The sequence below is a fragment of the Parahoeflea alexandrii genome, assembly GCF_027214025.1.
Lineage (GTDB): Bacteria > Pseudomonadota > Alphaproteobacteria > Rhizobiales > Rhizobiaceae > Hoeflea > Hoeflea alexandrii_A.
In genome coordinates, this window is sequence record NZ_JAPWHB010000004.1 from 493373 (window position 1) to 514635 (window position 21263).

Sequence of the window (21263 nt, forward strand, 5' to 3'; positions counted from 1 at the left end):
GACAACTGGATAACGCATGGCAGGATAGCAAATCAACGCACAAACCGGCCAAACTATGGTGAAACCGACCTGCCACAAAAAAGATGGCGGCCCGGGAGCCGCCATCTCTCATTCCAAACCTGGGACCTGCCGTCAGCTTCCGGCGCCGCCGAGAACCGTGACCGCGCGCCGGTTCTGCGACCAGCAGGAGATGTCGTCGCAGACCGCGACCGGACGCTCCTTGCCGAACGAGATCGTCCGGATGCGGTTTGCCTGGATGCCACGGGTGGAGAGATACTGCCGCGTGGCGGCCGCGCGGCGGGCGCCCAGAGCAAGGTTGTATTCGCGCGTGCCGCGCTCGTCGGCATGGCCTTCAACCGTGATCTGGTAGTTCGGATACTGGTTGAGCCACTGCGCCTGGCGATCGAGAGTCGCGGCAGCATCGGCCCGGATCACCGAGGAATCGGTGTCGAAGAAGATCCGGTCGCCGACATTGACGGTGAAGTCCTGCTGGGTGCCCGGAGCCGCATTGCCGGCCAGGCCGAGATCTGCGGCGTTGTTGGGCAGGTTGTTCTTTTTCGAGGCGCAGCCTGTCAGCACGAGCGCTGTGAACAGCGCGATCATCGCCGGGTTGCGGGCAAATTCTTGCATGCGGCGCATGGCCGAACTCCTTGGACGTGTTTGGTTGACCATTTGTAACCGGTCGCGGTTAATCGGCGTTGAAGAAAGACAGTTAAAATTCTCTCTATTTCGTCTCTGTTTGCAGCGTTTGAACGTACAATGCGGCGCAAAGACGGCGAAATCCTGCCCTTTTCGGGATCTACCCCTACTCCAGCAAGGGCGACCAGGCCGGGTCAGACGCATAGGTCGGCGTGCTGACCAGCTGCTCGTTGTAGCCCGTCAGGTCGATCGAATAGATCTGCGGACCGCCGGCGCCGGCGGGCTGGCGGAAGAACATCAGCACCCGCCCGTTGGGGCTCCAGGTCGGTCCTTCGTTGTGGAAGCCGGTGGTCAGAATGCGCTCGCCCGAGCCATCGGTCCGCATCACGCCGATCGAGAATTTGCCGCCCGATTGCTTGGTGAACGCGATCAGATCGCCGCGCGGCGACCACACAGGCGTCGAGTAGGAGCCGTCTCCGAATGACACACGCCGCTGGTTGGAACCGTCTGCGCCCATGATGTAGAGCTGCTGGCGTCCGCCCCGGTCGCTTTCGAACACGATCTGGCTGCCGTCGGGCGAATAGGACGGCGAGGTGTCGATTGCGGCGGTGTTGGTCAGCCGCGTGGTCGAGCGCGACCTCAGGTCCATCGTGTAGATGTTGGCGTTGCCTTCCTGCTGAAGGCTCATGATCACCTTCTGGCCATCGGGCGAAAAGCGCGGCGAGAACGTCATGCCCGGGAAATTGCCGACCAGCTCGCGCTGGCCGGTTTCCAGCTGCAGCAGGTAGACCCGCGGCTGGCCGCCCTCGAACGACATGTAGGTGATTTCCTGGCGCGAGGGCGAAAACCGCGGCGTCAGCACGATGTCGTTGGCATTGGTCAGCATGCGCAGGTTGGCGCCGTCCTGGTCCATGATCGCCAGCTGCTTCTTGCGGTCGGTCTTCGGGCCGCTTTCGGACACGAACACCACGCGGCTGTCGAAATAGCCCTTCTCGCCGGTCAGCCGCTCATAGATCGAATCGGCGATGATGTGCGCCACCCGCCGCCAATTCTCCGGCCGGGTGAAGAACTGTTCGCCGGAAAGCTGCTGGTTGGCGAAAGTGTCCCACAGCCGGAACTCGGCCCTGAGACGCCCATCGGCTTCGCGCGCCAGCCGGCCGGTGACCAGCGCCTGTGCGTTGATCACCCGCCAATCCTGGAACCGCGGCGCCGCGTCGGGATTGGAAATTTTCTCGATGAAAGCGGCCTTGTCGATAGGTGCGAACAGTCCGGACCGTTTGAGGTCCGCCGCCACCACCGCGGCGATCTGCGCGCCCAGATCATCGTTGGAGATGAAGTCGGTGATCGCGATCGGCAAGGGCTCGACATTGGCGCGATTGATATCGATCTCGACAACCGCCCGCGCCGGACCTGCCGTCAGCAGGACCAATGCGGCAACCATTGCCAGTGGAAAGACAAGAACCTGGTTGATCATTTTCATAATGCAGCCTTTCAGCGCTTAGAACATCTGGCTCGGATCGAAGTTCACGATCACTTCAGCCCATGAATCATACTTCTCTTTCGGCAACTGGTAGGGCTGGGCCCTGAGCACCGCACGCCGGGCGCTGCCGGACAGGGTACCACGGGTTCCCGCAGAGCCGCCGCTGGCGGACACATCCGGTTCGCCAATGATATTGCCTGCCTGATCAAGCCGCATCTTGACCGTGACCCGCACATCTCCGCCATCGGCCATGCCGGGAATGATGTTCCAGTATTTCTGGATCTGGCCCCTGAGCGCATCCATCTCACTCTGGCTCAGCGTGTTGCCGCGCGTGGTCCGCTGGCCGCCGAGCGATGCGGTTTCGGTCGAGCGCTTGGCACCACCGCCGGTCGCATCCTGCTTGTTGAGAAGTGCCGCCACCTCGTCGGCATTGAAATCGCTCTCCTTCGACGAGGCCTTCTCCTGCGCTTCCGGCTTTGCGGCGGCTTTCACCGGTTCAGGACGAGTCTGCGGCACCGGGCCGGCACTCGGCAGGGCCGCGAATTGCGGCTCGGCCGGGGCAGCCTCGGTGATCGCTTCGGCTACCGGATCAGGTGTCGTCTGCGCCGGCAGCGCCGCCACATCGACCGGCGCCGGCGCAGGTTCAGCCGGTTTTTCGGGGGCCGGGGTCGGTTCGGCCGTCTTGACCGATTCCGGCTTCGGCGCCGGTTTTTCCGCTGGCTTCGGCGGCGCCTCGGAAACGACTTCCTTCGGGCTCGGCGTGGCCGCTTCGCTGGACTTCAGATCGACGGCGTTATCGCCGGCATTCTGCGCATCGGGCACGGGATCGGGACGCGACGTCGGCGTCGGAGCGGCCTTCTCGGCCACCGGTGCGGTCTTCACCCCCTGCTGGATCTGGGTGATCTCCTCGATCGGCACGATGCTGACCGGAAACGATTCCACATCGGCGACCTCAAGCGTCCGCGGCGCTGTGAAGGATGACAGGGCGACGCCCAGCACCAGCGCATGCAAAACTGTAGATGTCGCCAGACTTCCCTTCATCAGCGCGCCGTCAACTGTCCTGTTCCTGCAGTGTCACCAGGCCGAGATTCTTGAAGCCAGCCGCCGAGATGCGGGCCATCACCTTCATCACGGTGCCGTAATCGGCATTGGTGTCGCCGCGGACATAGATCCGCTCTTCATAACCGGTGGTGGCAATCGCCTCGAGCTTGGCGACGACTTCATCGATCGGGATCTCGGTCTCCTGCAGGAAAACCTGGCCCGAGGAATTGACCGAAACGGTAATCGGCTGGGTTTCGGAATTCAGCGCCTTGGCTTCGGTCTCCGGCAGGTCGATCGGCACACCGACGGTGAGCAGCGGTGCGGCAACCATGAAGATGATCAACAGCACCAGCATCACGTCGACGAACGGCGTGACGTTGATTTCGCTCAACAGCTGCTTGCGGCTGCCACGCCTTCCGCGGCGCGATCCGCCGCCCCGGCCACCCGATACGGACATGCCCATGAGCGCCCCCTATTCCGCTGCCTGACGGGCGTTGAGACGCTCGTCGATCTGCCGCGACAGGATGCCGGAAAACTCATCCGCAAAGCCTTCCATGCGGGCGGACAGCTTGCCCGCGTCGCCGGAAAACTTGTTGTAGGCGATGACCGCGGGAATGGCGGCCAGCAGGCCGATGGCGGTGGCGAGCAACGCTTCGGCAATGCCCGGCGCGACGACGGCAAGATTGGTGGATTTCGATCCGGCGATTGCCTGGAACGAGGTCATGATGCCGACCACGGTGCCGAACAGGCCGATGAACGGCGCCGCCGATCCGATCGTCGCCAGCGACCCAAGCCGGGATTCCAGCGCATCGGCCTCGCGCGACAGTGTCACGTCCATCGCCTTGTCAATGCGCATCTGCAGGCCGATCGGCGACTTGGCGCCGCGCTCGAAGGATTTTTTCCATTCCCGCATGGCCGAGACAAAGATCGCGCTCATGCCGGACGATTTCTTGTCAGACAATGTCCGGTACAATTCCTCAAGCGACTGACCCGACCAGAACACCTGCTCGAACTGGTCGAGCTGGCGGCGGAACTTGCCGAACGAGATCCATTTGTCCGCGACGATGGCCCAGGTCCAGATCGATGCGCCGATCAGGCCAAGCATCACGATCTTGACCACAAAACCAGCCTGCATGAAGAGCGACCAGAGCGTTACGTCGCTGGTTGCTGCAAGTCCAACCTGTTCCATTCAATTACCCTCGAATCCAAACGCCCGGCTTTATTACCGGGCGGCCAAGACGTCACTTTTGCCGGGAGACCAGAAGTGAGCGATTGCCGCCTAACCACTTTCAAAGTCTTCTCGCGGTCAAATTTGGTCAAAGGATGGCGCACACGATCCGCGCAATCCTCATGATTTCGGTAATAAATTATTATGGTTAAGGCTTGGTTAGGATTCGAACCCGGTGCAACCAAGGCTTCCCGAGCCGTCCGTCAATCCGGAAGCGTGAGGATTATTGGGCCGTTGCGGCTGACCACGACCGTGTGTTCGAACTGGACCGTCAACGCCCGCGGGTAGCCGTAGAGGGTCCAGGCATCCTCGTCGTCCTCGCTCTCGGCGACGGTGGCGCCGAGCGACAGGAACGGCTCGACGGTAAAGACCTGCCCCTCCGTCATCAGCCGTTTTTCGTGCCGGTCCGGCCAGGTGGCGATCTCCGAGGGGTCCTCGTGCAACGACTTGCCGACCCCGTGGCTGGCGAGGTTGCGGATCAGCGTGTAGCCGTTTTTTTGGGCGAACTTGCCGATCACGTCGCCGATGGCGGCATACCGCGCCCCGGTTTTGACCTGGGCCAGGCCTTTCGACAGCGCCCTTTTGCCGTCCCGTAGCAGCCGGCCGGTTCGCGCCGCCACCGGGGCGACGCCGAAGGACGCGCCGGTGTCGCCGAAATAACCGTCCTTGAGGGCCGAAACGTCGATGTTGACCAGGTCGCCGGCCGCGATCACCCGCTCGCCGGGAATGCCATGGGCAACTTCCTCGTTGACCGAAATGCAGGTCGCACCGGGAAACTGGTAACAGAACTCCGGCGCCGACTGGGCGCCGTGATCTTCGAGAAAGCGCCGTCCGATCAGGTCGAGCTCGCGGGTGGTCATCCCCGGTTCCATGGCCGCCGCCATCGTCCTGATCGTGTTGGCGCAGATGCGTCCGATCTCGCGGAGATTTTCGAGGTCTTCATTCGAGGAAACAACCATTATGACACCTCCCCGGCATGATCACCGGCATGGCCCGCGCCAAGAAAGCGCTGCATCAGCGCCTCCGGCAGCCGCCGTGCCCGGCCAAATCCGTTGATTACCGCAACAGTTACCTCGGCAGCCGCCAGCACCTGATCATCGCGCGTGATCGCCTGGCTGAGCAGCATCCGCGCGCCGCGAACCTCTGCGGGCGTCGTCACGATGGTCAGCACGTCATCCATGCGCGCCGGCGACCTGAAATCGATTTCCATCCGCCGGACCACGAAGGCCACGGCGTCCGCGGGATCGGTCTGCGCATGCAGTTGCCCCTGCGACACGCCGAGAAGCCGGATGTAATCCGTCCGGCCGCGCTCGAAAAAATGCAGGTAGCGCGCGTGATAGACGAATCCGGAAAAGTCCGTGTCCTCGTAATAAACCCGCTGCGTCAGCCGATGGCTGCCGTCCTGCATGTGTCCCGATAGCGATATGTGCATGGTTCCGGCCTGCCTGCTCCTGCGCCCAGTTTATCCACAGCCCCAACTTGGATTTGAGACAATCGTGTTTCTGTCATAAAACCGATCTATCAGGATTAAAACCATGCAGGCACAGGAGAATCATCGATGAAGATTGCAATCATGGGCGGCGACGGGTTCGTCGGTTGGCCGACATCGCTGCATCTCTCCAACGCAGGGCACGAAATCCACATCATCGACAACCTGTCGCGGCGCTGGATCGACACCGAACTGGGCGTCCAGTCTCTCACCCCGATGGATTCGATCCAGGAACGCACCCGCATCTGGCATGCGGAAACCGGCCGCAAGATCCATTTCCACCTGATCGACCTTGCCAAGGACTACGAGCTTCTGAAGAAATGGCTGGGCGAAGAGCGGCCCGATGCGATCATCCATTTCGCCGAGCAGCGCGCGGCGCCCTATTCGATGAAGAGCGACCGCCACAAGAACTACACGGTCAACAACAACGTCAATGCCACCCACAATCTGCTCAACGCCATGGTGGAACTGGGACTTGACGCGCATCTGGTGCATCTGGGCACCATGGGCGTCTATGGCTACTCGACCGTCGGCGCGGCGATCCCGGAAGGCTATCTGCCGGTCGGCATCGAGACCATGGCCGGCGAGACCGTGCAGCAGGATATTCTCTATCCAGCCAATCCCGGCTCGATTTACCACATGACCAAGTGCCTCGATCAGCTGATTTTCCAGTTCTACGCCAAGAACGACAATCTGCGCATCACCGACCTGCACCAGGGCATCGTCTGGGGCACCCACACCGACCAGACAAGACGCCACGAGCAACTGGTCAACCGCTTCGATTATGACGGCGACTACGGCACGGTGCTCAACCGCTTCTTGATCCAGGCTGCGATCGGCTATCCGCTGACCGTTCACGGCACCGGCGGACAGACCCGCGCCTTCATCCATATCCAGGATTCGGTGCGCTGCATCGAGATCGCGCTCAAGAACCCGCCGGCGCGCGGTGCAAAGGTCGAGATCTTCAACCAGATGACCGAGACCCACCGTGTCCGTGATCTGGCCAAGATGATCTCCGGAATGACCGGCGCCGAGATTGCCTGGCTGCCGAACCCGCGCAAGGAAGCCGCAGAGAACGATCTCGTGGTCCGCAACGAGAAGTTCCTCGGGCTCGGGCTTGAGCCAACGACGCTGAAGGAAGGCCTGCTCGAAGAAGTCGTCGACGTGGCGAAGAAATATGCCTACCGCGTCGACCGCTCGCGGGTTCCCGCCGTGTCCGCCTGGACCCGCGACATCGCCAATTCGATCAACCGCGATCCGGAAGGCAAGGCGCTCAAATCCGTTTCATGAGCGCACCCGCCCCCCTACCTGCAGGCCTGAGCGCGAACCGGCCCGCAGCGGGCACCCGCGCCTATGTCACGCTGGTCACCAATCGAGACTACGCGATGGGCGCGACAGCGCTTGCCCGCTCGATCCGGCATGCCGGTGCGGATGCCGACATCGTGGTTCTGCACACCGGCGGGGTCGAGGATACCGCGCTGGAACCATTGTCGGATCTCGATTGCCGCCTGGTCCGGACCGAGCTGCTCGACACCTCGGACGGCTTCAACGAGCGCCACGCCCGCGGACGCCTGCACGCCGACGCTCCTTTCACCAAGGGGCGCAAGCCGGCCTTTCATTCGCCGCTCGACAATTTCTGCAAGCTCCGGCTCTGGCAGCTGACCGAGTATGAGGCTTGCGTCTTCATCGACGCCGATGCGCTGGTGTTGCGCAACATCGACAAGCTGTTCGACTATCCCGAATTCTCCGCGGCACCCAATGTCTACGAGACCTTGCGGGATTTTCACCGGCTGAATTCCGGCGTCTTCGTTGCCAGGCCGTCGCTTGAGACCTTCGCCGCAATGGTGGAGATGCTGGACCAGCCCGATGTGTTCTGGCGACGCACCGACCAGACCTTTCTCGAGACGTTTTTCCCCGACTGGCACGGCCTGCCGGTCACCATGAACATGCTGCAATATGTCTGGTTCAACCTGCCCGAACTGTGGGACTGGAAGCAAATTGGCGTGCTGCACTACCAGTATGAAAAGCCCTGGGAGGCCGATCATCCGAAGGCGGACAAGTTACGCCCACTGATCGATCTGTGGCATGCCTACTTCACCGGAGAGGCGATCCCGGACATTGCCGCGCTGGCCAATCCCTCCGGACCAGGCGAGACATGAAAACCCTGGTCACCGGCGGCACCGGCCTGGTCGGGCGTTACATCGTCGAGACGCTGCTGGAAGCCGGCTACGATGTCACCGTTGCCGGCAGGACCCCGCCCGCCGATCACCTGTTCCCGCGGGCCGTTACCTTCCGGCCCGCAACGCTCGATGCGGAAAGCATCGACGAAGACCTGTTCGCCGGAATCGATGCCGTAGTTCATGCCGCCTTCGATCACCTGCCCGGACGCTATCGCGGCGGCGAAGGCGATGACCCGGACCGTTTCCGCCGGTGCAATCTCGACGGAAGCGTCAGGCTCTTCGAAGCCGCCAAACGCGCCGGCGTGAAACGCTTCGTCTTCCTGTCGAGCCGTGCCGTCTATGACGGCATTGCACCCGGCACACGCCTGACCGAGGACCTATCGCTGCAGCCGGCGTCCCTCTACGGGGAGATCAAGCTAATGGGAGAACAGGCGCTTGCGGCATTGAATGCGCCCGGTTTCACCACCGCGAGCCTGCGCCTCACCGGCGTCTATGGCGACCTCAGACCCAACAAGTGGGACGGCCTGTTCGCGAATTACCTGGCTGGGCACCCGGTGCCGGTCCGCGCCGGGTCGGAAGTGCACGGCCGCGACGCCGCGCGGGCGGTGCGTCTTATGCTGAAAGCCGGACCTGAACTGGTCGGGGGGCAGAGCTTCAACGTCTCCGACCTGGTTGCCGACACGCGCGACATCCTGGCGCCTCTCAAGGCAGCGCGATCGGGCCTGCCCGCCCTTCCCGTCTCTGCAGACAAGGCGGGGGTCGCGGAAATGGACACCGGAAAAATCCGCACGCTCGGATGGCAACCGGGTGGCTGGCCGCTGTTCGAGGAGACCCTCAGGCAGCTCGCCGAAACGGTCTGAACGACGGGGCCTTGGCCGAACGGCGGCCGGTCCGGCGCGGCCTTACAATTGGCCGTCATCCCAGATGATGTGTTCCGTTGTTTCCGGCAGGGCCTCGATCCGGTCGGCCAGGAACACCGGCGGCAGCGGCAAGGCGGCGAGGCTCTGGCGCGTCGCCGGCACCCATTTGAACTCGAGCCGGTTCTTGCCGTCGGCGATCTCGTGGACGATCCTGCCGTCGGTTGAGAACGGAAAATCGCCGGGCAGGTCCATCAGGTAATACCAGCCGATCTCGTGCCAGGAGCGGCCTTCGAAATCGAAGAAATTCTCCACCAGGAACACCAGCCGCCCGACGCTGACCTCGACGCCGAGTTCCTCCTGCATTTCCCGGACCAGCGTCGCCCGGCTGTCTTCGCCCAGTTCCGCGGTGCCGCCGGGAATGGTCCAGAACGGCTCGTGCACGGCCCGGTGGATCAGCAGGTGGCCGCGATTGAGCGCCAGCCCGGCGACACGGGCGTTGAAGCGCCGGCCCTCGTCGTTGAACCGGATCGTGCGGCGCGACTTGCCGCTCATTCGTCTTCGAACAGGCTGGCTTGCGTGGCGGCAAGATCCTTGGGCGGATTGAGCCCCATGTGGCTCCAGGCCCGTGCCGTCAGCACCCGCCCGCGCGGCGTGCGCTGCAGGAAGCCTTGTTGAATGAGATAGGGCTCGATGATGTCCTCGATCGCGTCGCGCGGCTCCGACAGGCCGGCGGCTATGGTCTCGATCCCCACCGGACCGCCGCCGAAATTGCGCACGATCATGTCGAGATAGCGCCGGTCGAGCTGGTCGAGCCCGATGCTGTCGACCGACAGCCGCGTCAGTGCCTCGTCGGCAATCTGCCGGGTCACCGCCTCGGCCTTGGCGACTTCGGCAAAATCACGGACCCGCCGGAGCAGCCGTCCGGCGATGCGTGGCGTGCCGCGCGCCCGGCGGGCGATTTCGAGCGCGCCGTCATCGGTCATGCCGAGCCCCATGATCCTAGCCCCGCGGCGCACGATCAGTTCAAGCTCTTCGACCGTGTAGAATTGCAGCCGCACCGGGATGCCGAAGCGGTCGCGCAGCGGCGTGGTCAAAAGCCCGAGCCGCGTGGTCGCCGCGACCAGTGTGAACCGCGAGAGGTCGATCTTGACCGAGCGTGCCGCCGGCCCCTCGCCGATGATCAGGTCGAGCTGAAAATCCTCCATCGCCGGATAGAGGATTTCCTCGACCGCCGGATTGAGCCGGTGGATCTCGTCGATGAACAGCACGTCGCGGTCTTCGAGATTGGTCAGAAGGGCTGCGAGATCGCCGGCCTTGGCTATCACCGGACCCGAGGTCGAGCGGAAATTGACGCCCAGTTCCCTGGCCATGATCTGCGCCAGCGTGGTCTTGCCAAGCCCGGGAGGCCCGACGAACAGCACGTGGTCGAGCGCCTCGGCCCGGCCCTTGGCCGCCTCGATGAACACTTTCAGGTTGGCGCGCGCCTCGGCCTGGCCGGTGAACTCGTCGAGCGACTGCGGACGCAGGGTCGTGTCGACGTCCTCGCCGCGCTTGTCCGGGGAGATCAGGCGGTCAGAGTCGCTCATGTCAGGAGTTCCATGCCGGGGACAGATTGGGCGGCCTTGCGGTCGAACGTCATCGTTGTTTCACATCCATTTGCGCTGTTGAGTCCGGCAATCATGACATCAGAAAAGTCCGGATGCGGCGATTTCAGCCACTCGCTCCAACCGTCCATCTGCATGGTCTCCGGCACCTTGATCTCCACCGTGTCGAGCAACCCGGCCACTTGCTTTCGAGCCGTCGCCCGGTCGGTCTTGTAGATCCGCTCGAGCACCCAGATGGTTTCGGCAACCACGATCGGATTGACAAACAGCGGCCTGTCGGGACCGCTGGCCTTCACCAGCCTGACCGCAGCGTCGAACTGCGCGGGGTCATCCCGCGTCAAGAGCCGGACGATGACATTGGTGTCAATCCCGATCATGCGACCGCTCGTATCGATCGGAGACAGCCTCGCCGATTGCCTCGTTCATGGCTTCCACCGACACGGGTTCGCGGTCTGGTTCAAAAAGCACGCCCGCGAAATCCAGCGCGCTTCGGTTCTTCGGCACCAGCACCACCTTGCCGTCGACGAATTCATAGCCGATGCGGTCGCCCGCCCCGACTTTCAGATATTCACGAACCTCGATCGGGATTGTTGTTTGACCCTTGGTGGTGATCTTTGATTCGACACCCATATCCTTACCATTCCATTCAATCCTTACATTTCAAGATAGTAAGGATTCCCCCCAAAAGCAAGGAAACCTACCGCGCCAGTTCCTTCAGCCCCAGCCGGATCAGCTTGGCCGAATCCGGATCGTCGCCGGCGAGCTTCATGGCCGCAGCCACCGCGTTGGCCGCCTGGTCACGCGAATAACCGAGATTGGACAAGGCCGAAACGGCATCGGCGACCGGGGCCGAGGCCACGCCCTCGCCCAGTTCCTGCTTCAGCCCCATCGCGCCGCCAGCGTCGCCGCCGAAGGCCGGAGCCTTGTTCTTGAGCTCGGTGACGATGCGCTGCGCCACTTTCGGTCCGATGCCGGGCGCCCGCGCCACCGTCGCCTTGTCCTGCAGCGCGATCGCGTTGGCGAGTTCCGACGCGGTCAGCGTCGACAGCACCGCCAGCGCCACCTTGGCGCCGACGCCCTGAACGCTCTGCAAGAGCCGGAACCATTCACGCTCCAGCGCGCTCTCGAAACCGAACAGCCTCAGCTGGTCCTCGCGCACATAAGTTTCGATGAACAGCACCGCCGCCTCGCCGACAGAACCCAGCCGTGACAACGTCCGCGACGAGCAGAACGCCACGTAGCAGACGCCGTGCACGTCGATGAGCACGTGATCCTCGCCGATTTCCTCTATGGTACCTTTGAGTTTGCCGATCATGGGTGCGTATCCGGGGCTATGATGTCGAGCGTCGGGAAATAGCTGCGGTAGCCGTTTGGATCGCGCGTCAGCAGCCGATAACCGCGGACCACCGCATGCGCGCCGATCAGGAAATCGGGCAATGTCCGCTCGCGGCTTCCGCCATTGTTGCGGTAGAACCGGAAGGCTCTCCCCGCGGCGAAAGCCGAAGCCCAGGGAAGATGCTCACGCTGGAATTCGGAAGGGTCGAGCAGCGCATCAACCTCCTCCAGGGACTCGTAGCGGTAGGAAAATTCGCTGAAGATCACCGGATTGATGACCAGAGCGCCGTGCTTGAGCGCCTCCGTCACCCGGCCGCGCGACCAGTCCCGCCAATCCGGATCGCGGAAAGCGATGTCGATCAGGACATTTGTATCGACCAGTGTCGCCATGTCCTAGCGATCCCGCGTTTCGCGCATGACGTCGTCCGCGCTGAGCGTCGGATCGCCGGTGCCTTCGAGACGGTCGAGCGCGGCAAGAAACCGGGTCAGGCGCTGCCTGTCAGCCTTGCGTTCGCCGCCATCCTTGGCCTCAAGAAAAATTCGCCCGCCTTCCACGGAGAAGACAACCTCGCTGTTGGCGCCAATGCCTGCCAGATCGCGGAGGTTTTTCGGGATAGTCACCTGACCTTTTTCCGATACGCGCACTGCGTCACTCCAAGTAAGAATAAATCCAACTTATTCCTACTTGTGGAACATGTCAAGAACGCAGGAGCCCGTTCATTCCGCCGCCATCCGCCATTCGGGCGATGTGCGGTGATGCGCATGGCAGATGGCGATCGCCAGCGCGTCGGCGGCGTGATCGCTGTCGAAGGTGGCCTTTGGGATCAGCATTTTGACCATCATCAGGATCTGCTTCTTGTCGCCATGCCCGACGCCGATCACCGCCTTTTTCACCGCGTTCGGCGCATATTCGGCAACCCGCAGGCCGGCACGCGCCGGCGCCAGCATGGCAATGCCGCGCGCCTGCCCGAGTTTCAGTGTCGCCGTGGCGTCCTTGTTGACGAAGGTATTCTCGACCGCCGCCTCGAACGGCTGGAAGTCGTGCAGCACCGTCTCCAGCCCGGAATAAAGCTGGTTTAGCCGCGAGGCGAGATCGAGCTTGTTGTCTGACTTGATCGTTCCCGAGGCGACAAAGCGCAACGAGTTGCCCAGGCTGTCGATCACACCCCAGCCGGTGTTTCTCAGCCCGGGATCAATCCCGATTATCCGAATCGCGTGCTTCATGAAAAAACCCTAGCTGCATGCGTGGGACCATTCCATCGAAATGTGAACAAACCAAAAACAAACACGCAGAACAACAATCTGTCTTTGGCTTTTCGCCACCGGCCACCTACATGGAGTTCATCAAAGTTCAGCCCCGAAAGATCCTCATGACCGCCTTTTCCATTCTTGATCTCTGCCCCATCGTCGAGGGCGGTACCGCTAGCGACGCACTCTCCAGCACGCGGCTGATGGCCAAGCAGGCGGAAGATGCCGGCTTCACCCGCTTCTGGCTGGCCGAGCATCACGGCATGAAGGGCATCGCAAGTGCGGCCACATCGCTGGTCATCGCCGAGGCGGGGCATGCGACGAGCACCATCCGCATCGGCTCAGGCGGCATCATGCTGCCCAACCACTCGCCGCTGGTGATTGCCGAGCAGTTCGGCACGCTTGAAGCCCTGTTTCCCGGCCGTGTCGACCTCGGCCTCGGCCGCGCGCCGGGCACAGACATGAACACCGCCCGCGCCCTGCGCCGCAATCTGGAGACAGGCGCCAACAGCTTCCCCGATGATATCGTCGAGCTGCAATACTATCTCGGTGAGCCCGATGAACGCATGCTGCTCGCAGTTCCCGGGGCCGGTTCCCACGTGCCGCTCTGGATTCTCGGCTCCAGCATCTACAGCGCCCATCTGGCTGCGGCATTGGGGCTGCCGTACGCTTTCGCCTCGCATTTCGCACCCGACATGCTGCTGGAAGCGCTTGACATCTATCGCGCCAAGTTCACCCCTTCCGCACAGCTCGATGCGCCTTACGTCATGGCTGCGACCATGGGCGTGATGGCCGACACGGATGCAGAGGCCAACTACCTCTTCACCACCCTGCAGCAAACCTTCGTCAACATGCGCCGCAACGCCCGCGGCAAGATGCCCAAACCGATCGACAGCATGGACGGGTTCTGGAACGAGATGGAGAAGATCGCCGTCGAGCACACCTTGCGCTACGCCATGGTCGGCGCCCCGGAGACAGTGACGGAAAAAATGCGGAGCTTCATCGCGGCCACCAGGGCCGACGAGATCATGATTTCCATGCCGATCTATTCGATCGAGGCCAGGCTGAAATCCGTCAACCTGTTCGGCGCCATGCGGTCCGCCCTGTAAGACACGAAAAAGCCGCCGGTCCCGATTGACCGGCGGCTTTGCAATTCTCGACGGACGGAAGCGTCAGGCAGACAGTTTCGCCATGACCTCGTCGGACACTTCGAAATTGGCGTAGACGTTCTGCACGTCATCGTCGTCATCGAGTGTCGCGATCAGCTTGAGCACCGACATCGCCTTGTCCTCATCGACGGGAGCCGATGTCTGCGGCTTCCACACAGCCTTGACCGACTGCGCCTCGCCGAGCGCTTCCTCGAGCGCGCTCGACACCTCGCCGATATCCTCGAAGGCGCAGAGGATGACATGTTCCTCTTCGCCGCTGGTGACATCCTCGGCGCCGGCCATGATCGCGGCTTCCATGATCGCGTCAGCATCGCCTGCGTCCGCCGGATAGATGATTTCGCCGACGCGCGAGAACATGAAACCCACCGATCCAGTTTCGCCGAGTGCGCCGCCCGACTTGGTGAACGCCGCGCGCACGCTGGAAGCGGTGCGGTTGCGGTTGTCGGTGAGCGCCTCGACGATGACGGCAACGCCGCCCGGGCCGTAGCCCTCGTAGCGCACTTCCTCGTAGTTCTCGCTGTCGCCGCCGGAAGCCTTGTTGATGGCACGCTGGATATTGTCCTTGGGCATCGACTGCGCCTTGGCATTCTGGATCGCCAGTCGCAGCCGCGGGTTCATCGCCGGATCCGGCGAGCCCATCTTCGCGGCAACCGTGATTTCGCGCGCGAGCTTGGAGAACATCTTGGAACGGACGGCGTCCTGCCGTCCCTTGCGGTGCATGATGTTTTTAAATTGTGAATGGCCGGCCATAACGCCTCTGTTCTTTGCTCTGGAATCTGGTTTGGCGCGTTATAAGGTTCTAACCGCGTTTCGTCCAGAAGGTTCAGATCATGCAGAAAACCACAGTCCCGCCCCTGCCGCTGACCGGCGGTTGCCAGTGCGGCCGGATCCGATACCGGATGCATGCCCAGCCGGTCGTGTTCTATCTTTGCCATTGCACCGAGTGCCAGAGGCACACCTCCTCGGCCTTCGGGGAAAGCCTGCGGTTCAGGCGCGAGGACATGGATGTCGACCCGGGTCTCAAATGCGTGAGCCGCATGAGCGATTCCGGCAAGGAGCGACAGGGCTGGTTCTGCCCCGATTGCGGCGTCCGCATCTGGCACGGCACCGACGGCTCGCCGGAAATCAACATCAAGGCCGGCACGCTCGACGACACCTCCTGGCTGGTTCCCGCCGGGCACATCTGGTGCCGCTCAAGGCAGCCGTTCATGACAATCGCCGAAGATGAGCTCGCCTATGACGCCCAGCCAACCGACGGCTACGAAGCGCTGAAACAGCGCTGGCGGGAGATGACAAGCACGCCCTGACCATACGTCGGGTATGTCCGGGCAAGCCCGCCCCTTTACGTTACGTCGCCGCGCTCTAAACTCTTTCTGTGAGACTGTTTCACGGAGCCGCCGCCATGCACCGTATCAAGGCCTTCATGCTCGTCGCCGCAGCCTTCCTTCTCGCCTCGCCGGCGACCGCCCAGGAAAGCCAGCGCCCCTTCAGCCAGTGCCTTGCAGTCGCGCAAGCCCTTCCCGGCGTCATTTACGCCAACCTTACCCCCGAAGATCTTGACCATGAGCTGGTCCAGACAGCAGCGGGACCGGGCGAGGTAGAGATCAGTTTCGCCGGCCATTCGACCTATGTCATCACCACGCCCGGCGGCATTACCATTGCGACGGACTACAACGGATGGGCCGGAAACGTGGCGGTCCCCGATGTCGTCACCATGAACAAGGCCCATTCCTCGCATTTCACCCTGTCGCCGGACGAGCGCATCGAACACGTGCTGCGCGGCTGGAATTTCGACGGCACACCCGCCGATCATGATGTGGTGGTCGAGGATGTCTATGTTCGCAACGTCACCACCGACATCCGCAATTTCGGCGCCATGGAGCCGGACGGCAATTCGATCTTCATCTTCGAGGTTGCGGACCTGTGCATCGGTCATCTCGGTCACCTGCACCACCCGCTGGAAGACCGGCACTTCGCCCAGATCGGCCGGCTCGACATCGTAATGGTGCCGGTGGATGGCGGCCTGACGCTCAGTCACGCCGCGATGACCGGGATTGCCCAGCGCCTGCAATCCTCGATCCTGTTGCCGATGCACCGCCGCGGCGCGCCGCTGTCGAGCTTCATCGAGATGATGGGCGACAAGTTCGCAACCGATCTGGTCAATGACGACAGCTTCACCATCTCGGCACGTACATTGCCGCGCCGTCCGACCATACTTGTGCTGAGGGGAGTCTGAGCATGGATCGCAGGAACTTTCTGGCTGGCGCATTCGCTGCCATTTGCTTCGTGCCGGCCCCGTCGCTGTCGCTCGCCGAGACCACGAGCGAACGAGAACGGCTGTTCGAGGCGTTGAAGACGGCAAAGACCGAGCGCGAGGGCCGCCTTGCCGAGAACGCCATCTGGAACTGGTGGCTCGACCAGGCGCCGACGCGCGAGGTCCGCGCGGCCATCGACCACGGCATGAAGCGGCGTGAAAGCTATGATTTCGAGGCTGCCGAAGCGGCATTCGATGAAGCCATTGAAAAAGCCCCCGACTATGCGGAGGGCTGGAACCAGCGCGCCTTCGCCCGCTTCCTGCGTGACAATATCGACGGGTCACTGTCGGATCTCGAGAAAGCGGTGGAACTCGATCCCGATCATTTCGCCGCCTGGTCGGGGATGTACCATGTCCTGATGCGGATGGGCCGGCCCGAAGTTGCGATCGCAGCGCTGAGCCGTGCCGTCACCATTCATCCCTGGCTCAAGGAACGCGGCATGTTGCCGCCCGACCCGGACGCCAAGAGGCCCCTGGTGAAGGGCAAGCAACAGGAACTCTGACAGGGGTAGTGTTGCGGGGGGAGGAAAAACCATGCGTTGGATAATTCGGATCATCACCCACAGCATCATGCTGGCAGCGGGCTTTGCCCTCGGGATCTATCTCCTGCCGATCATCACCGCACCGCCTTCGCCGGACCAGGCCATGCTCGAGGAGAGTGCGCGCTCGGCGCTCTACACCGGCGAATTCCGGCGTGATCTCAAGGGGAGCGATTTCCTGCACTGGGGCGAAGGCACCGTCAGCGTCTCGGCCAACCGGATCGCCCACCGCGGAAGCCTGGCCCCCGGTCCGGATTACAAGCTCTACCTGGTGCCGGAGTTCGTCGAGGATGAAGAGCAGTTCGAGGCCGTCAGGAGTTCGGCGATACGCCTCGGCGACATCAAGACCTTCGACGGTTTCCTGGTCGAGGTTCCACCCTCGGTCGACATCAAGGCCTACACCACCGTTCTGGTCTGGTGCGAGACATTCGGCGAATTCATCAGCGCCGCGAAGTACCGCTGAACAGTCGGGCCGACGGGTCTAGCTCCAGAAGTCCGGATAGGTTTCTGCCAGTCTCGGCCCGATCCGGAGCGGTGCGATCTTTTCGGCCAGCCCGGTGCGGTCGGAAATCTCGACGGCCACGCCGCAGATCGTCGCCGGTCCGGAAGCTGCTTCAAAACGGCCCTTCGGGATCTTGGAGACAAACCGGTTGACCGGCTCTTCCTTGTCCATCCCGATCGAGGAATCGTAATCGCCGCACATGCCGGCATCGGTGAGATAGGCGGTGCCGCCATTCAGGATCTGCGCGTCCGCGGTTGGCACATGCGTGTGCGTTCCCACCACGAAGCTCGCCCGCCCGTCGACGAAATGCGCGAAGCAAAGCTTCTCGCTGGTGGCTTCGGCGTGAAAGTCGAACACCACCGCGTCCGCCTGCTCGCCGAGCGGGCACGCAGCAAGGATCGCTTCGCCGGAGGCAAACGGATCGTCGAGATCGGGATGCATGAACACCCGCCCCATGATGTTTGCGACCAGCACGCGCGCCCCATTGCGGGCGATGTAGAGATTGGAGCCGCGCCCCGGTGTGCCGGCGGGATAGTTGGCAGGCCTCAGGAACCGGTCCTGCCGGTCGGCATAGACCAGCGCTTCACGCTGATCCCAGACGTGATTGCCGGTGGTCACCACATCGGCCCCGGCATTGAGCGTTTCGAGGAAGATCTCCTCGGTGATGCCGAAACCGCCCGCGGCGTTCTCACCATTGACGATGACGAAATCCAGCTTGTAATCGCGGATCAGGCCGGGAAGGCGGTTCCAGACCGCGGTGCGGCCGGATCGTCCGACCAGATCTCCAAGAAACAAAAGGCGCATTCGCTCTCTATAGAGATTGCGAAAGCGAGCGCAAGCCTTGCTCTGTCAGGATCATGTCGAGGGCCACATCGTGATCCTCGGCCGGCAGCGCCGCGGATTCCTGAACGGTGAAGGCGGTACCGATCATCAGAGGCGACTTGCCGCCCGCCCTCAGCCGCGCGATCGCCCGGTCATAGTGGCCCGCGCCATAACCCAGGCGGTTGCCGCGGGCGTCAAACGACGACAAGGGCATGATCAGCACATCCGGTTCAAGCACCTCGGCCTCGGGTCCCGGACCCGATGTTCCGAACCCGGTCCTGACGAGATCCGCGCCCCGGACAAACTCCCGGAAAACGATTGTCTCGCGGTCGAGCACCACCGGCAGGCACAGCCGGGCGCCGCGCTCGCGCAGGCGTGCAAGCATCGGCCTCAAATCGGGCTCCGACCGGATCGGCAGATATCCGGCGATGATGGCGCCCGGATCGAAGGACAGGGCTTCGGAAGCCTCGGCCATCGCCAGGCTCATTTCGATCCGCTGTTCCGGAGCGAGCGCATCCCGCCGAGCCAACACTGCCGACCGGATGCTTGCCTTGCTGTCCATTTGCCTCTCCGTCTCGAATTTCGAGAATGCGGCGTACCCCTGCCGACTGCCCGGCGTCAATGATTTCCGGTCCACACCCGGAGCCGGAGGCGGTTGCGTGCAAGATTGGAACGGTTCCTCACCAACTGTAAACGACGTCTCCGGAATCCGATTGCCGCCGACTGGCCAGTGCGTTTATCACCGGTCCCGCGAAAGCCGCGGCTTACGCGGTCCATCGATACATTTTCAAACCAGTTGATTTGCGGACATTCATGAAAGACCAGACGGAGCGATTGACTCACCCCGAAAGATCATGCCTTCAATCGATTGCAAGAGGTGAGCTTCCCAACCCCGACGAATCCGATGGCACTGGCCGGGAAGCCTGGAACGATCACCTTGCATCGGCGCGCAGAAAGCTGATGGCAAGCACCACCATTGAAGCCGTCGCCCGCGCCATGAAGATGGGGCTCATCGAGTAGGAAACCAGGGCCGCGCTCCCGCCGATTGCATTGCGGGAGGCATGGGCATGCGTAAGTCGCCGCAGCCCCAAGACCTGTCGATACCGTGAAGCGGCAAGAATGGAACGCTCTGGTCATGGACGAAACAAGGTGCCTTTCCGGCACCTTGTCGCCAAAGCCTTCCTGCAGGCGGGATGTTTTCAGGCTCTCGCCAGGTGAACCCCACTTGAAACGACCGCCATGCGCTGCCGGTTCGACCGTGTCTGGAAGGTCCGCAGCATGGCGCTGATCTCCGTCACCTCGTTGACAAGCGAGTGGCTGCTGGCCGTCATTTCTTCGGCCATCGCAGCATTCTGCTGAGTTCCCTTGTCTACAGCCGAGACCGCGGTGTTGATTTCCTTCAAGGCGCCCGATTGCTCCCGCGCGGCCCCGATGATCGCATGAACATTGGTGGCGATTTCCTGGACTTCGCCGGCGATGCTGTCGAGTGCCTTCCCCGTCTCGCTGACCAGCGACACGCCGGACTTCACCTGCTCTCCCGAGGTGGTGATGAGTTGCTTGATTTCCTTGGCGGCCGCGGCCGATCGTTGCGCCAATTCCCGCACTTCCTGGGCCACAACTGCAAACCCGCGCCCCGCCTCGCCGGCACGAGCAGCCTCGACCCCGGCGTTCAGAGCAAGCAGGTTGGTCTGAAACGCAATCTCGTCAATCACGCCGATGATCCGGGTAATGTCTTCCGACGACTTGCTGATCAAGGCCATGGCGGTGACGGCCTGCTTCATCACCTCGCCCGAATGCTCGGCATTCTGCCGTGTCCGCTCGACCAGTTTCCCCGCCTCCTCGGCCCTGCTGGTCGAGGATGTGACAGTCGCGGTGATTTCCTCAACGGCCGACGCCGTTTCCTCGACCGAGGCGGCCTGCTGCTCGGCTCGCTTGGACAGATTGTCCGCGGCGGACCGGATCTCTCCGGCGCCGGAATTGATCTGCTCCGCCGACCCTCCGATCCGGTCGATGATGTCGGCGAGTTGCTCCACCGCGCCGTTGAAATCCCGGGTCAGGGATACGTAGGCTTCCGGCAGGTCATCTTCGATGCGGTGGGCTAGGTTCTTCGCCGCGATCTGTTTCATCGCCTGGCCGAAGCTGTCGATCACCAGGGAACGTTCGTTGGCGATGGCTTCCTGTTCGGCCTTCTTCTTTGCCTCCTCGCCCTGTTCGATATAGACCGAGATCGACAGGTCCATATCCAGCATGACCGCCTTGAGGAGACTGACAACCAGGGAACTCAGTTCCTCTGCCGATCCCTTTTTCCTGGAAAACACGCCGCCCGCAGGCCAAAGCTCCTTGATGATGGCGTGGACAAGATGCTCGACAAGCAGGCCATAGCCGCCGATGTACCATCTCGGCTCAAGCCCGATCCTCGCATGCACGGCGCCAATGGTACGAACACGCTCGACATAGTCGTCATTGAAGCAACCACTGACGATCGATTCCCAATGCCGGAGCTGCGCGTCCTTGGCGCCGCTCATGTGCTTTTCGGAGGAGAAGAACCTCCTCGCCTCCGGCGTTTTCGACACAGTTTCGTAGAACCGATCCAGCCCCTTGGGCAGCTCCCGCTCGATGAGCGGTTTGAGCTGGCGCAAGTCCGCGCAGCCCTTTTCATTCAAGCCGATAAAATCCAGCCGGCCGCGCATATCCTGGTCGGATGCAACCGCAGCATCTGTAGAATTGTTCATTGTTCCCGTCCCTTGTGGTGTTTTGAGTAAACTGCTCCACTGCCGGTTCCGGTTCGCAACTAACTTTTCTTATTAATTTTC

At 62.4% G+C, this 21263-nt stretch carries 28 protein-coding genes; 9 read left to right on the forward strand and 19 right to left on the reverse strand.

The window, feature by feature from the left end; all coding sequences use genetic code 11:
* Positions 1-132: 132 nt before the first annotated feature.
* The 7 genes from pal to ybgC form a co-directional block, all read right to left on the reverse strand.
* On the reverse strand, positions 133-672 hold the full coding sequence (gene pal / locus O4H62_RS15920; RefSeq protein ID WP_269389291.1) for a peptidoglycan-associated lipoprotein Pal: 540 nt from the start codon (positions 670-672) through the stop codon (positions 133-135).
* 133 nt (positions 673-805) lie between these two features.
* Positions 806-2080, reverse strand: a complete 1275-nt coding sequence (gene tolB / locus O4H62_RS15925) for a Tol-Pal system beta propeller repeat protein TolB (protein WP_430538449.1) — start codon at positions 2078-2080, stop codon at positions 806-808.
* A 57-nt stretch (positions 2081-2137) separates the two neighbouring features.
* Positions 2138-3160, reverse strand: a complete 1023-nt coding sequence (locus tag O4H62_RS15930) for a hypothetical protein (RefSeq protein WP_269389294.1) — start codon at positions 3158-3160, stop codon at positions 2138-2140.
* Positions 3161-3170: 10 nt separating this feature from the next.
* The gene (tolR, locus tag O4H62_RS15935) at positions 3171-3623 is read right to left on the reverse strand and encodes a protein TolR (RefSeq protein ID WP_269389296.1); all 453 of its coding nucleotides are present in this window, start codon (positions 3621-3623) and stop codon (positions 3171-3173) included.
* Between the two features lie 9 nt (positions 3624-3632).
* Positions 3633-4349, reverse strand: coding sequence for a protein TolQ (gene tolQ / locus O4H62_RS15940; protein ID WP_269389298.1), 717 nt, complete (start codon positions 4347-4349; stop codon positions 3633-3635).
* A 242-nt stretch (positions 4350-4591) separates the two neighbouring features.
* Positions 4592-5347 (reverse strand): type I methionyl aminopeptidase, encoded by a 756-nt coding sequence (gene map, locus O4H62_RS15945; protein WP_269389300.1) that lies wholly within the window; start codon positions 5345-5347, stop codon positions 4592-4594.
* On the reverse strand, positions 5347-5820 hold the full coding sequence (gene ybgC, locus O4H62_RS15950) for a tol-pal system-associated acyl-CoA thioesterase (protein ID WP_269389302.1): 474 nt from the start codon (positions 5818-5820) through the stop codon (positions 5347-5349). Before ybgC ends, map begins: the two co-directional genes overlap by 1 nt.
* Before the next feature lie 126 nt (positions 5821-5946).
* Between ybgC and O4H62_RS15955 the strand changes: the two genes are divergently transcribed.
* The 3 genes from O4H62_RS15955 to O4H62_RS15965 are packed head-to-tail and all read left to right on the forward strand — an operon-like array spanning position 5947 to position 8917.
* A complete protein-coding gene (locus tag O4H62_RS15955; RefSeq protein WP_269389303.1) occupies positions 5947-7167 on the forward strand; it encodes an NAD-dependent epimerase/dehydratase family protein in 1221 nt (406 codons plus the stop codon).
* Complete coding sequence (locus tag O4H62_RS15960; protein WP_269389304.1) at positions 7164-8036, forward strand: glycosyltransferase; 873 nt, start codon at positions 7164-7166, stop codon at positions 8034-8036. The genes O4H62_RS15955 and O4H62_RS15960 overlap by 4 nt, the downstream gene beginning before the upstream one ends.
* A complete protein-coding gene (locus O4H62_RS15965) occupies positions 8033-8917 on the forward strand; it encodes an NAD-dependent epimerase/dehydratase family protein (protein ID WP_269389305.1) in 885 nt (294 codons plus the stop codon). The genes O4H62_RS15960 and O4H62_RS15965 overlap by 4 nt, the downstream gene beginning before the upstream one ends.
* A 42-nt stretch (positions 8918-8959) precedes the next feature.
* Here O4H62_RS15965 and O4H62_RS15970 read toward each other — a convergent pair whose 3' ends face one another.
* The 8 genes from O4H62_RS15970 to ruvC form a co-directional block, all read right to left on the reverse strand.
* Complete coding sequence (locus O4H62_RS15970) at positions 8960-9469, reverse strand: NUDIX hydrolase (RefSeq protein WP_269389307.1); 510 nt, start codon at positions 9467-9469, stop codon at positions 8960-8962.
* On the reverse strand, positions 9466-10503 hold the full coding sequence (gene ruvB / locus O4H62_RS15975; protein ID WP_269389308.1) for a Holliday junction branch migration DNA helicase RuvB: 1038 nt from the start codon (positions 10501-10503) through the stop codon (positions 9466-9468). The genes O4H62_RS15970 and ruvB overlap by 4 nt, the downstream gene beginning before the upstream one ends.
* Positions 10500-10898: a PIN domain-containing protein gene (locus tag O4H62_RS15980; protein WP_269389309.1), complete on the reverse strand. Its 399-nt coding sequence runs from the start codon at positions 10896-10898 to the stop codon at positions 10500-10502. The genes ruvB and O4H62_RS15980 overlap by 4 nt, the downstream gene beginning before the upstream one ends.
* The gene (locus O4H62_RS15985; RefSeq protein ID WP_269389310.1) at positions 10885-11151 is read right to left on the reverse strand and encodes an AbrB/MazE/SpoVT family DNA-binding domain-containing protein; all 267 of its coding nucleotides are present in this window, start codon (positions 11149-11151) and stop codon (positions 10885-10887) included. The genes O4H62_RS15980 and O4H62_RS15985 overlap by 14 nt, the downstream gene beginning before the upstream one ends.
* Positions 11152-11218: 67 nt before the next feature.
* A complete protein-coding gene (gene ruvA, locus O4H62_RS15990) occupies positions 11219-11836 on the reverse strand; it encodes a Holliday junction branch migration protein RuvA (protein ID WP_269389311.1) in 618 nt (205 codons plus the stop codon).
* Positions 11833-12246: a type II toxin-antitoxin system VapC family toxin gene (locus tag O4H62_RS15995; protein ID WP_269389312.1), complete on the reverse strand. Its 414-nt coding sequence runs from the start codon at positions 12244-12246 to the stop codon at positions 11833-11835. Before O4H62_RS15995 ends, ruvA begins: the two co-directional genes overlap by 4 nt.
* Positions 12247-12249: 3 nt before the next feature.
* Positions 12250-12501 (reverse strand): AbrB/MazE/SpoVT family DNA-binding domain-containing protein, encoded by a 252-nt coding sequence (locus O4H62_RS16000; RefSeq protein WP_269389313.1) that lies wholly within the window; start codon positions 12499-12501, stop codon positions 12250-12252.
* A gap of 72 nt (positions 12502-12573) precedes the next feature.
* Entirely contained in the window at positions 12574-13080 is a 507-nt protein-coding gene (gene ruvC, locus O4H62_RS16005) for a crossover junction endodeoxyribonuclease RuvC (RefSeq protein ID WP_269389314.1), read from the reverse strand.
* A 146-nt stretch (positions 13081-13226) separates the two neighbouring features.
* Between ruvC and O4H62_RS16010 the strand changes: the two genes are divergently transcribed.
* Positions 13227-14213 carry an LLM class flavin-dependent oxidoreductase gene (locus O4H62_RS16010; RefSeq protein WP_269389496.1) on the forward strand — a complete coding sequence of 329 codons (987 nt, stop codon included), beginning with the start codon at positions 13227-13229 and terminating at the stop codon, positions 14211-14213.
* A gap of 63 nt (positions 14214-14276) precedes the next feature.
* Here O4H62_RS16010 and O4H62_RS16015 read toward each other — a convergent pair whose 3' ends face one another.
* Positions 14277-15023, reverse strand: a complete 747-nt coding sequence (locus tag O4H62_RS16015; RefSeq protein ID WP_269389316.1) for a YebC/PmpR family DNA-binding transcriptional regulator — start codon at positions 15021-15023, stop codon at positions 14277-14279.
* Positions 15024-15103: 80 nt separating this feature from the next.
* On the opposite strand from O4H62_RS16015, the gene O4H62_RS16020 reads away from it, so the two are divergent.
* From O4H62_RS16020 to O4H62_RS16035, 4 genes are all read left to right on the forward strand, one after another.
* A complete protein-coding gene (locus O4H62_RS16020) occupies positions 15104-15580 on the forward strand; it encodes a GFA family protein (RefSeq protein ID WP_269389317.1) in 477 nt (158 codons plus the stop codon).
* A gap of 95 nt (positions 15581-15675) precedes the next feature.
* Positions 15676-16509, forward strand: a complete 834-nt coding sequence (locus O4H62_RS16025; RefSeq protein WP_269389318.1) for an MBL fold metallo-hydrolase — start codon at positions 15676-15678, stop codon at positions 16507-16509.
* A gap of 2 nt (positions 16510-16511) precedes the next feature.
* Positions 16512-17090 (forward strand): tetratricopeptide repeat protein, encoded by a 579-nt coding sequence (locus tag O4H62_RS16030; RefSeq protein WP_269389320.1) that lies wholly within the window; start codon positions 16512-16514, stop codon positions 17088-17090.
* A 31-nt stretch (positions 17091-17121) separates the two neighbouring features.
* Positions 17122-17589, forward strand: coding sequence for a DM13 domain-containing protein (locus O4H62_RS16035; RefSeq protein ID WP_269389321.1), 468 nt, complete (start codon positions 17122-17124; stop codon positions 17587-17589).
* An 18-nt stretch (positions 17590-17607) separates the two neighbouring features.
* On the opposite strand, the gene O4H62_RS16040 is transcribed toward O4H62_RS16035, so the two are convergent.
* Positions 17608-18432 carry a TIGR00282 family metallophosphoesterase gene (locus tag O4H62_RS16040; protein WP_269389322.1) on the reverse strand — a complete coding sequence of 275 codons (825 nt, stop codon included), beginning with the start codon at positions 18430-18432 and terminating at the stop codon, positions 17608-17610.
* 7 nt (positions 18433-18439) lie between these two features.
* The gene (locus O4H62_RS16045; protein ID WP_269389323.1) at positions 18440-19012 is read right to left on the reverse strand and encodes a 5-formyltetrahydrofolate cyclo-ligase; all 573 of its coding nucleotides are present in this window, start codon (positions 19010-19012) and stop codon (positions 18440-18442) included.
* 251 nt (positions 19013-19263) lie between these two features.
* Here O4H62_RS16045 and O4H62_RS16050 point away from each other — a divergent pair, with 251 nt between their 5' ends.
* Positions 19264-19470 (forward strand): hypothetical protein, encoded by a 207-nt coding sequence (locus O4H62_RS16050; protein ID WP_269389325.1) that lies wholly within the window; start codon positions 19264-19266, stop codon positions 19468-19470.
* Between the two features lie 179 nt (positions 19471-19649).
* Here O4H62_RS16050 and O4H62_RS16055 read toward each other — a convergent pair whose 3' ends face one another.
* Positions 19650-21182 carry a methyl-accepting chemotaxis protein gene (locus O4H62_RS16055; protein ID WP_269389326.1) on the reverse strand — a complete coding sequence of 511 codons (1533 nt, stop codon included), beginning with the start codon at positions 21180-21182 and terminating at the stop codon, positions 19650-19652.
* Between the last annotated feature and the right edge of the window lie 81 nt (positions 21183-21263).

What these genes read in the sequence shown, in the direction of transcription:
- pal (WP_269389291.1), bottom strand. Translation starts at nt 672, where the DNA reads ATGGTCAACCAAACACGTCCAAGGAGTTCGGCCATGCGCCGCATGCAA.
- tolB (WP_430538449.1), bottom strand. Translation starts at nt 2,080, where the DNA reads ATGGTTGCCGCATTGGTCCTGCTGACGGCAGGTCCGGCGCGGGCGGTT.
- O4H62_RS15930 (WP_269389294.1), bottom strand. Translation starts at nt 3,160, where the DNA reads ATGAAGGGAAGTCTGGCGACATCTACAGTTTTGCATGCGCTGGTGCTG.
- tolR (WP_269389296.1), bottom strand. Translation starts at nt 3,623, where the DNA reads ATGGGCATGTCCGTATCGGGTGGCCGGGGCGGCGGATCGCGCCGCGGA.
- tolQ (WP_269389298.1), bottom strand. Translation starts at nt 4,349, where the DNA reads ATGGAACAGGTTGGACTTGCAGCAACCAGCGACGTAACGCTCTGGTCG.
- map (WP_269389300.1), bottom strand. Translation starts at nt 5,347, where the DNA reads ATGGTTGTTTCCTCGAATGAAGACCTCGAAAATCTCCGCGAGATCGGA.
- ybgC (WP_269389302.1), bottom strand. Translation starts at nt 5,820, where the DNA reads ATGCACATATCGCTATCGGGACACATGCAGGACGGCAGCCATCGGCTG.
- O4H62_RS15955 (WP_269389303.1), top strand. Translation starts at nt 5,947, where the DNA reads ATGAAGATTGCAATCATGGGCGGCGACGGGTTCGTCGGTTGGCCGACA.
- O4H62_RS15960 (WP_269389304.1), top strand. Translation starts at nt 7,164, where the DNA reads ATGAGCGCACCCGCCCCCCTACCTGCAGGCCTGAGCGCGAACCGGCCC.
- O4H62_RS15965 (WP_269389305.1), top strand. Translation starts at nt 8,033, where the DNA reads ATGAAAACCCTGGTCACCGGCGGCACCGGCCTGGTCGGGCGTTACATC.
- O4H62_RS15970 (WP_269389307.1), bottom strand. Translation starts at nt 9,469, where the DNA reads ATGAGCGGCAAGTCGCGCCGCACGATCCGGTTCAACGACGAGGGCCGG.
- ruvB (WP_269389308.1), bottom strand. Translation starts at nt 10,503, where the DNA reads ATGAGCGACTCTGACCGCCTGATCTCCCCGGACAAGCGCGGCGAGGAC.
- O4H62_RS15980 (WP_269389309.1), bottom strand. Translation starts at nt 10,898, where the DNA reads ATGATCGGGATTGACACCAATGTCATCGTCCGGCTCTTGACGCGGGAT.
- O4H62_RS15985 (WP_269389310.1), bottom strand. Translation starts at nt 11,151, where the DNA reads ATGGGTGTCGAATCAAAGATCACCACCAAGGGTCAAACAACAATCCCG.
- ruvA (WP_269389311.1), bottom strand. Translation starts at nt 11,836, where the DNA reads ATGATCGGCAAACTCAAAGGTACCATAGAGGAAATCGGCGAGGATCAC.
- O4H62_RS15995 (WP_269389312.1), bottom strand. Translation starts at nt 12,246, where the DNA reads ATGGCGACACTGGTCGATACAAATGTCCTGATCGACATCGCTTTCCGC.
- ruvC (WP_269389314.1), bottom strand. Translation starts at nt 13,080, where the DNA reads ATGAAGCACGCGATTCGGATAATCGGGATTGATCCCGGGCTGAGAAAC.
- O4H62_RS16010 (WP_269389496.1), top strand. Translation starts at nt 13,227, where the DNA reads ATGACCGCCTTTTCCATTCTTGATCTCTGCCCCATCGTCGAGGGCGGT.
- O4H62_RS16015 (WP_269389316.1), bottom strand. Translation starts at nt 15,023, where the DNA reads ATGGCCGGCCATTCACAATTTAAAAACATCATGCACCGCAAGGGACGG.
- O4H62_RS16020 (WP_269389317.1), top strand. Translation starts at nt 15,104, where the DNA reads ATGCAGAAAACCACAGTCCCGCCCCTGCCGCTGACCGGCGGTTGCCAG.
- O4H62_RS16025 (WP_269389318.1), top strand. Translation starts at nt 15,676, where the DNA reads ATGCACCGTATCAAGGCCTTCATGCTCGTCGCCGCAGCCTTCCTTCTC.
- O4H62_RS16030 (WP_269389320.1), top strand. Translation starts at nt 16,512, where the DNA reads ATGGATCGCAGGAACTTTCTGGCTGGCGCATTCGCTGCCATTTGCTTC.
- O4H62_RS16035 (WP_269389321.1), top strand. Translation starts at nt 17,122, where the DNA reads ATGCGTTGGATAATTCGGATCATCACCCACAGCATCATGCTGGCAGCG.
- O4H62_RS16040 (WP_269389322.1), bottom strand. Translation starts at nt 18,432, where the DNA reads ATGCGCCTTTTGTTTCTTGGAGATCTGGTCGGACGATCCGGCCGCACC.
- O4H62_RS16045 (WP_269389323.1), bottom strand. Translation starts at nt 19,012, where the DNA reads ATGGACAGCAAGGCAAGCATCCGGTCGGCAGTGTTGGCTCGGCGGGAT.
- O4H62_RS16050 (WP_269389325.1), top strand. Translation starts at nt 19,264, where the DNA reads ATGAAAGACCAGACGGAGCGATTGACTCACCCCGAAAGATCATGCCTT.
- O4H62_RS16055 (WP_269389326.1), bottom strand. Translation starts at nt 21,182, where the DNA reads ATGAACAATTCTACAGATGCTGCGGTTGCATCCGACCAGGATATGCGC.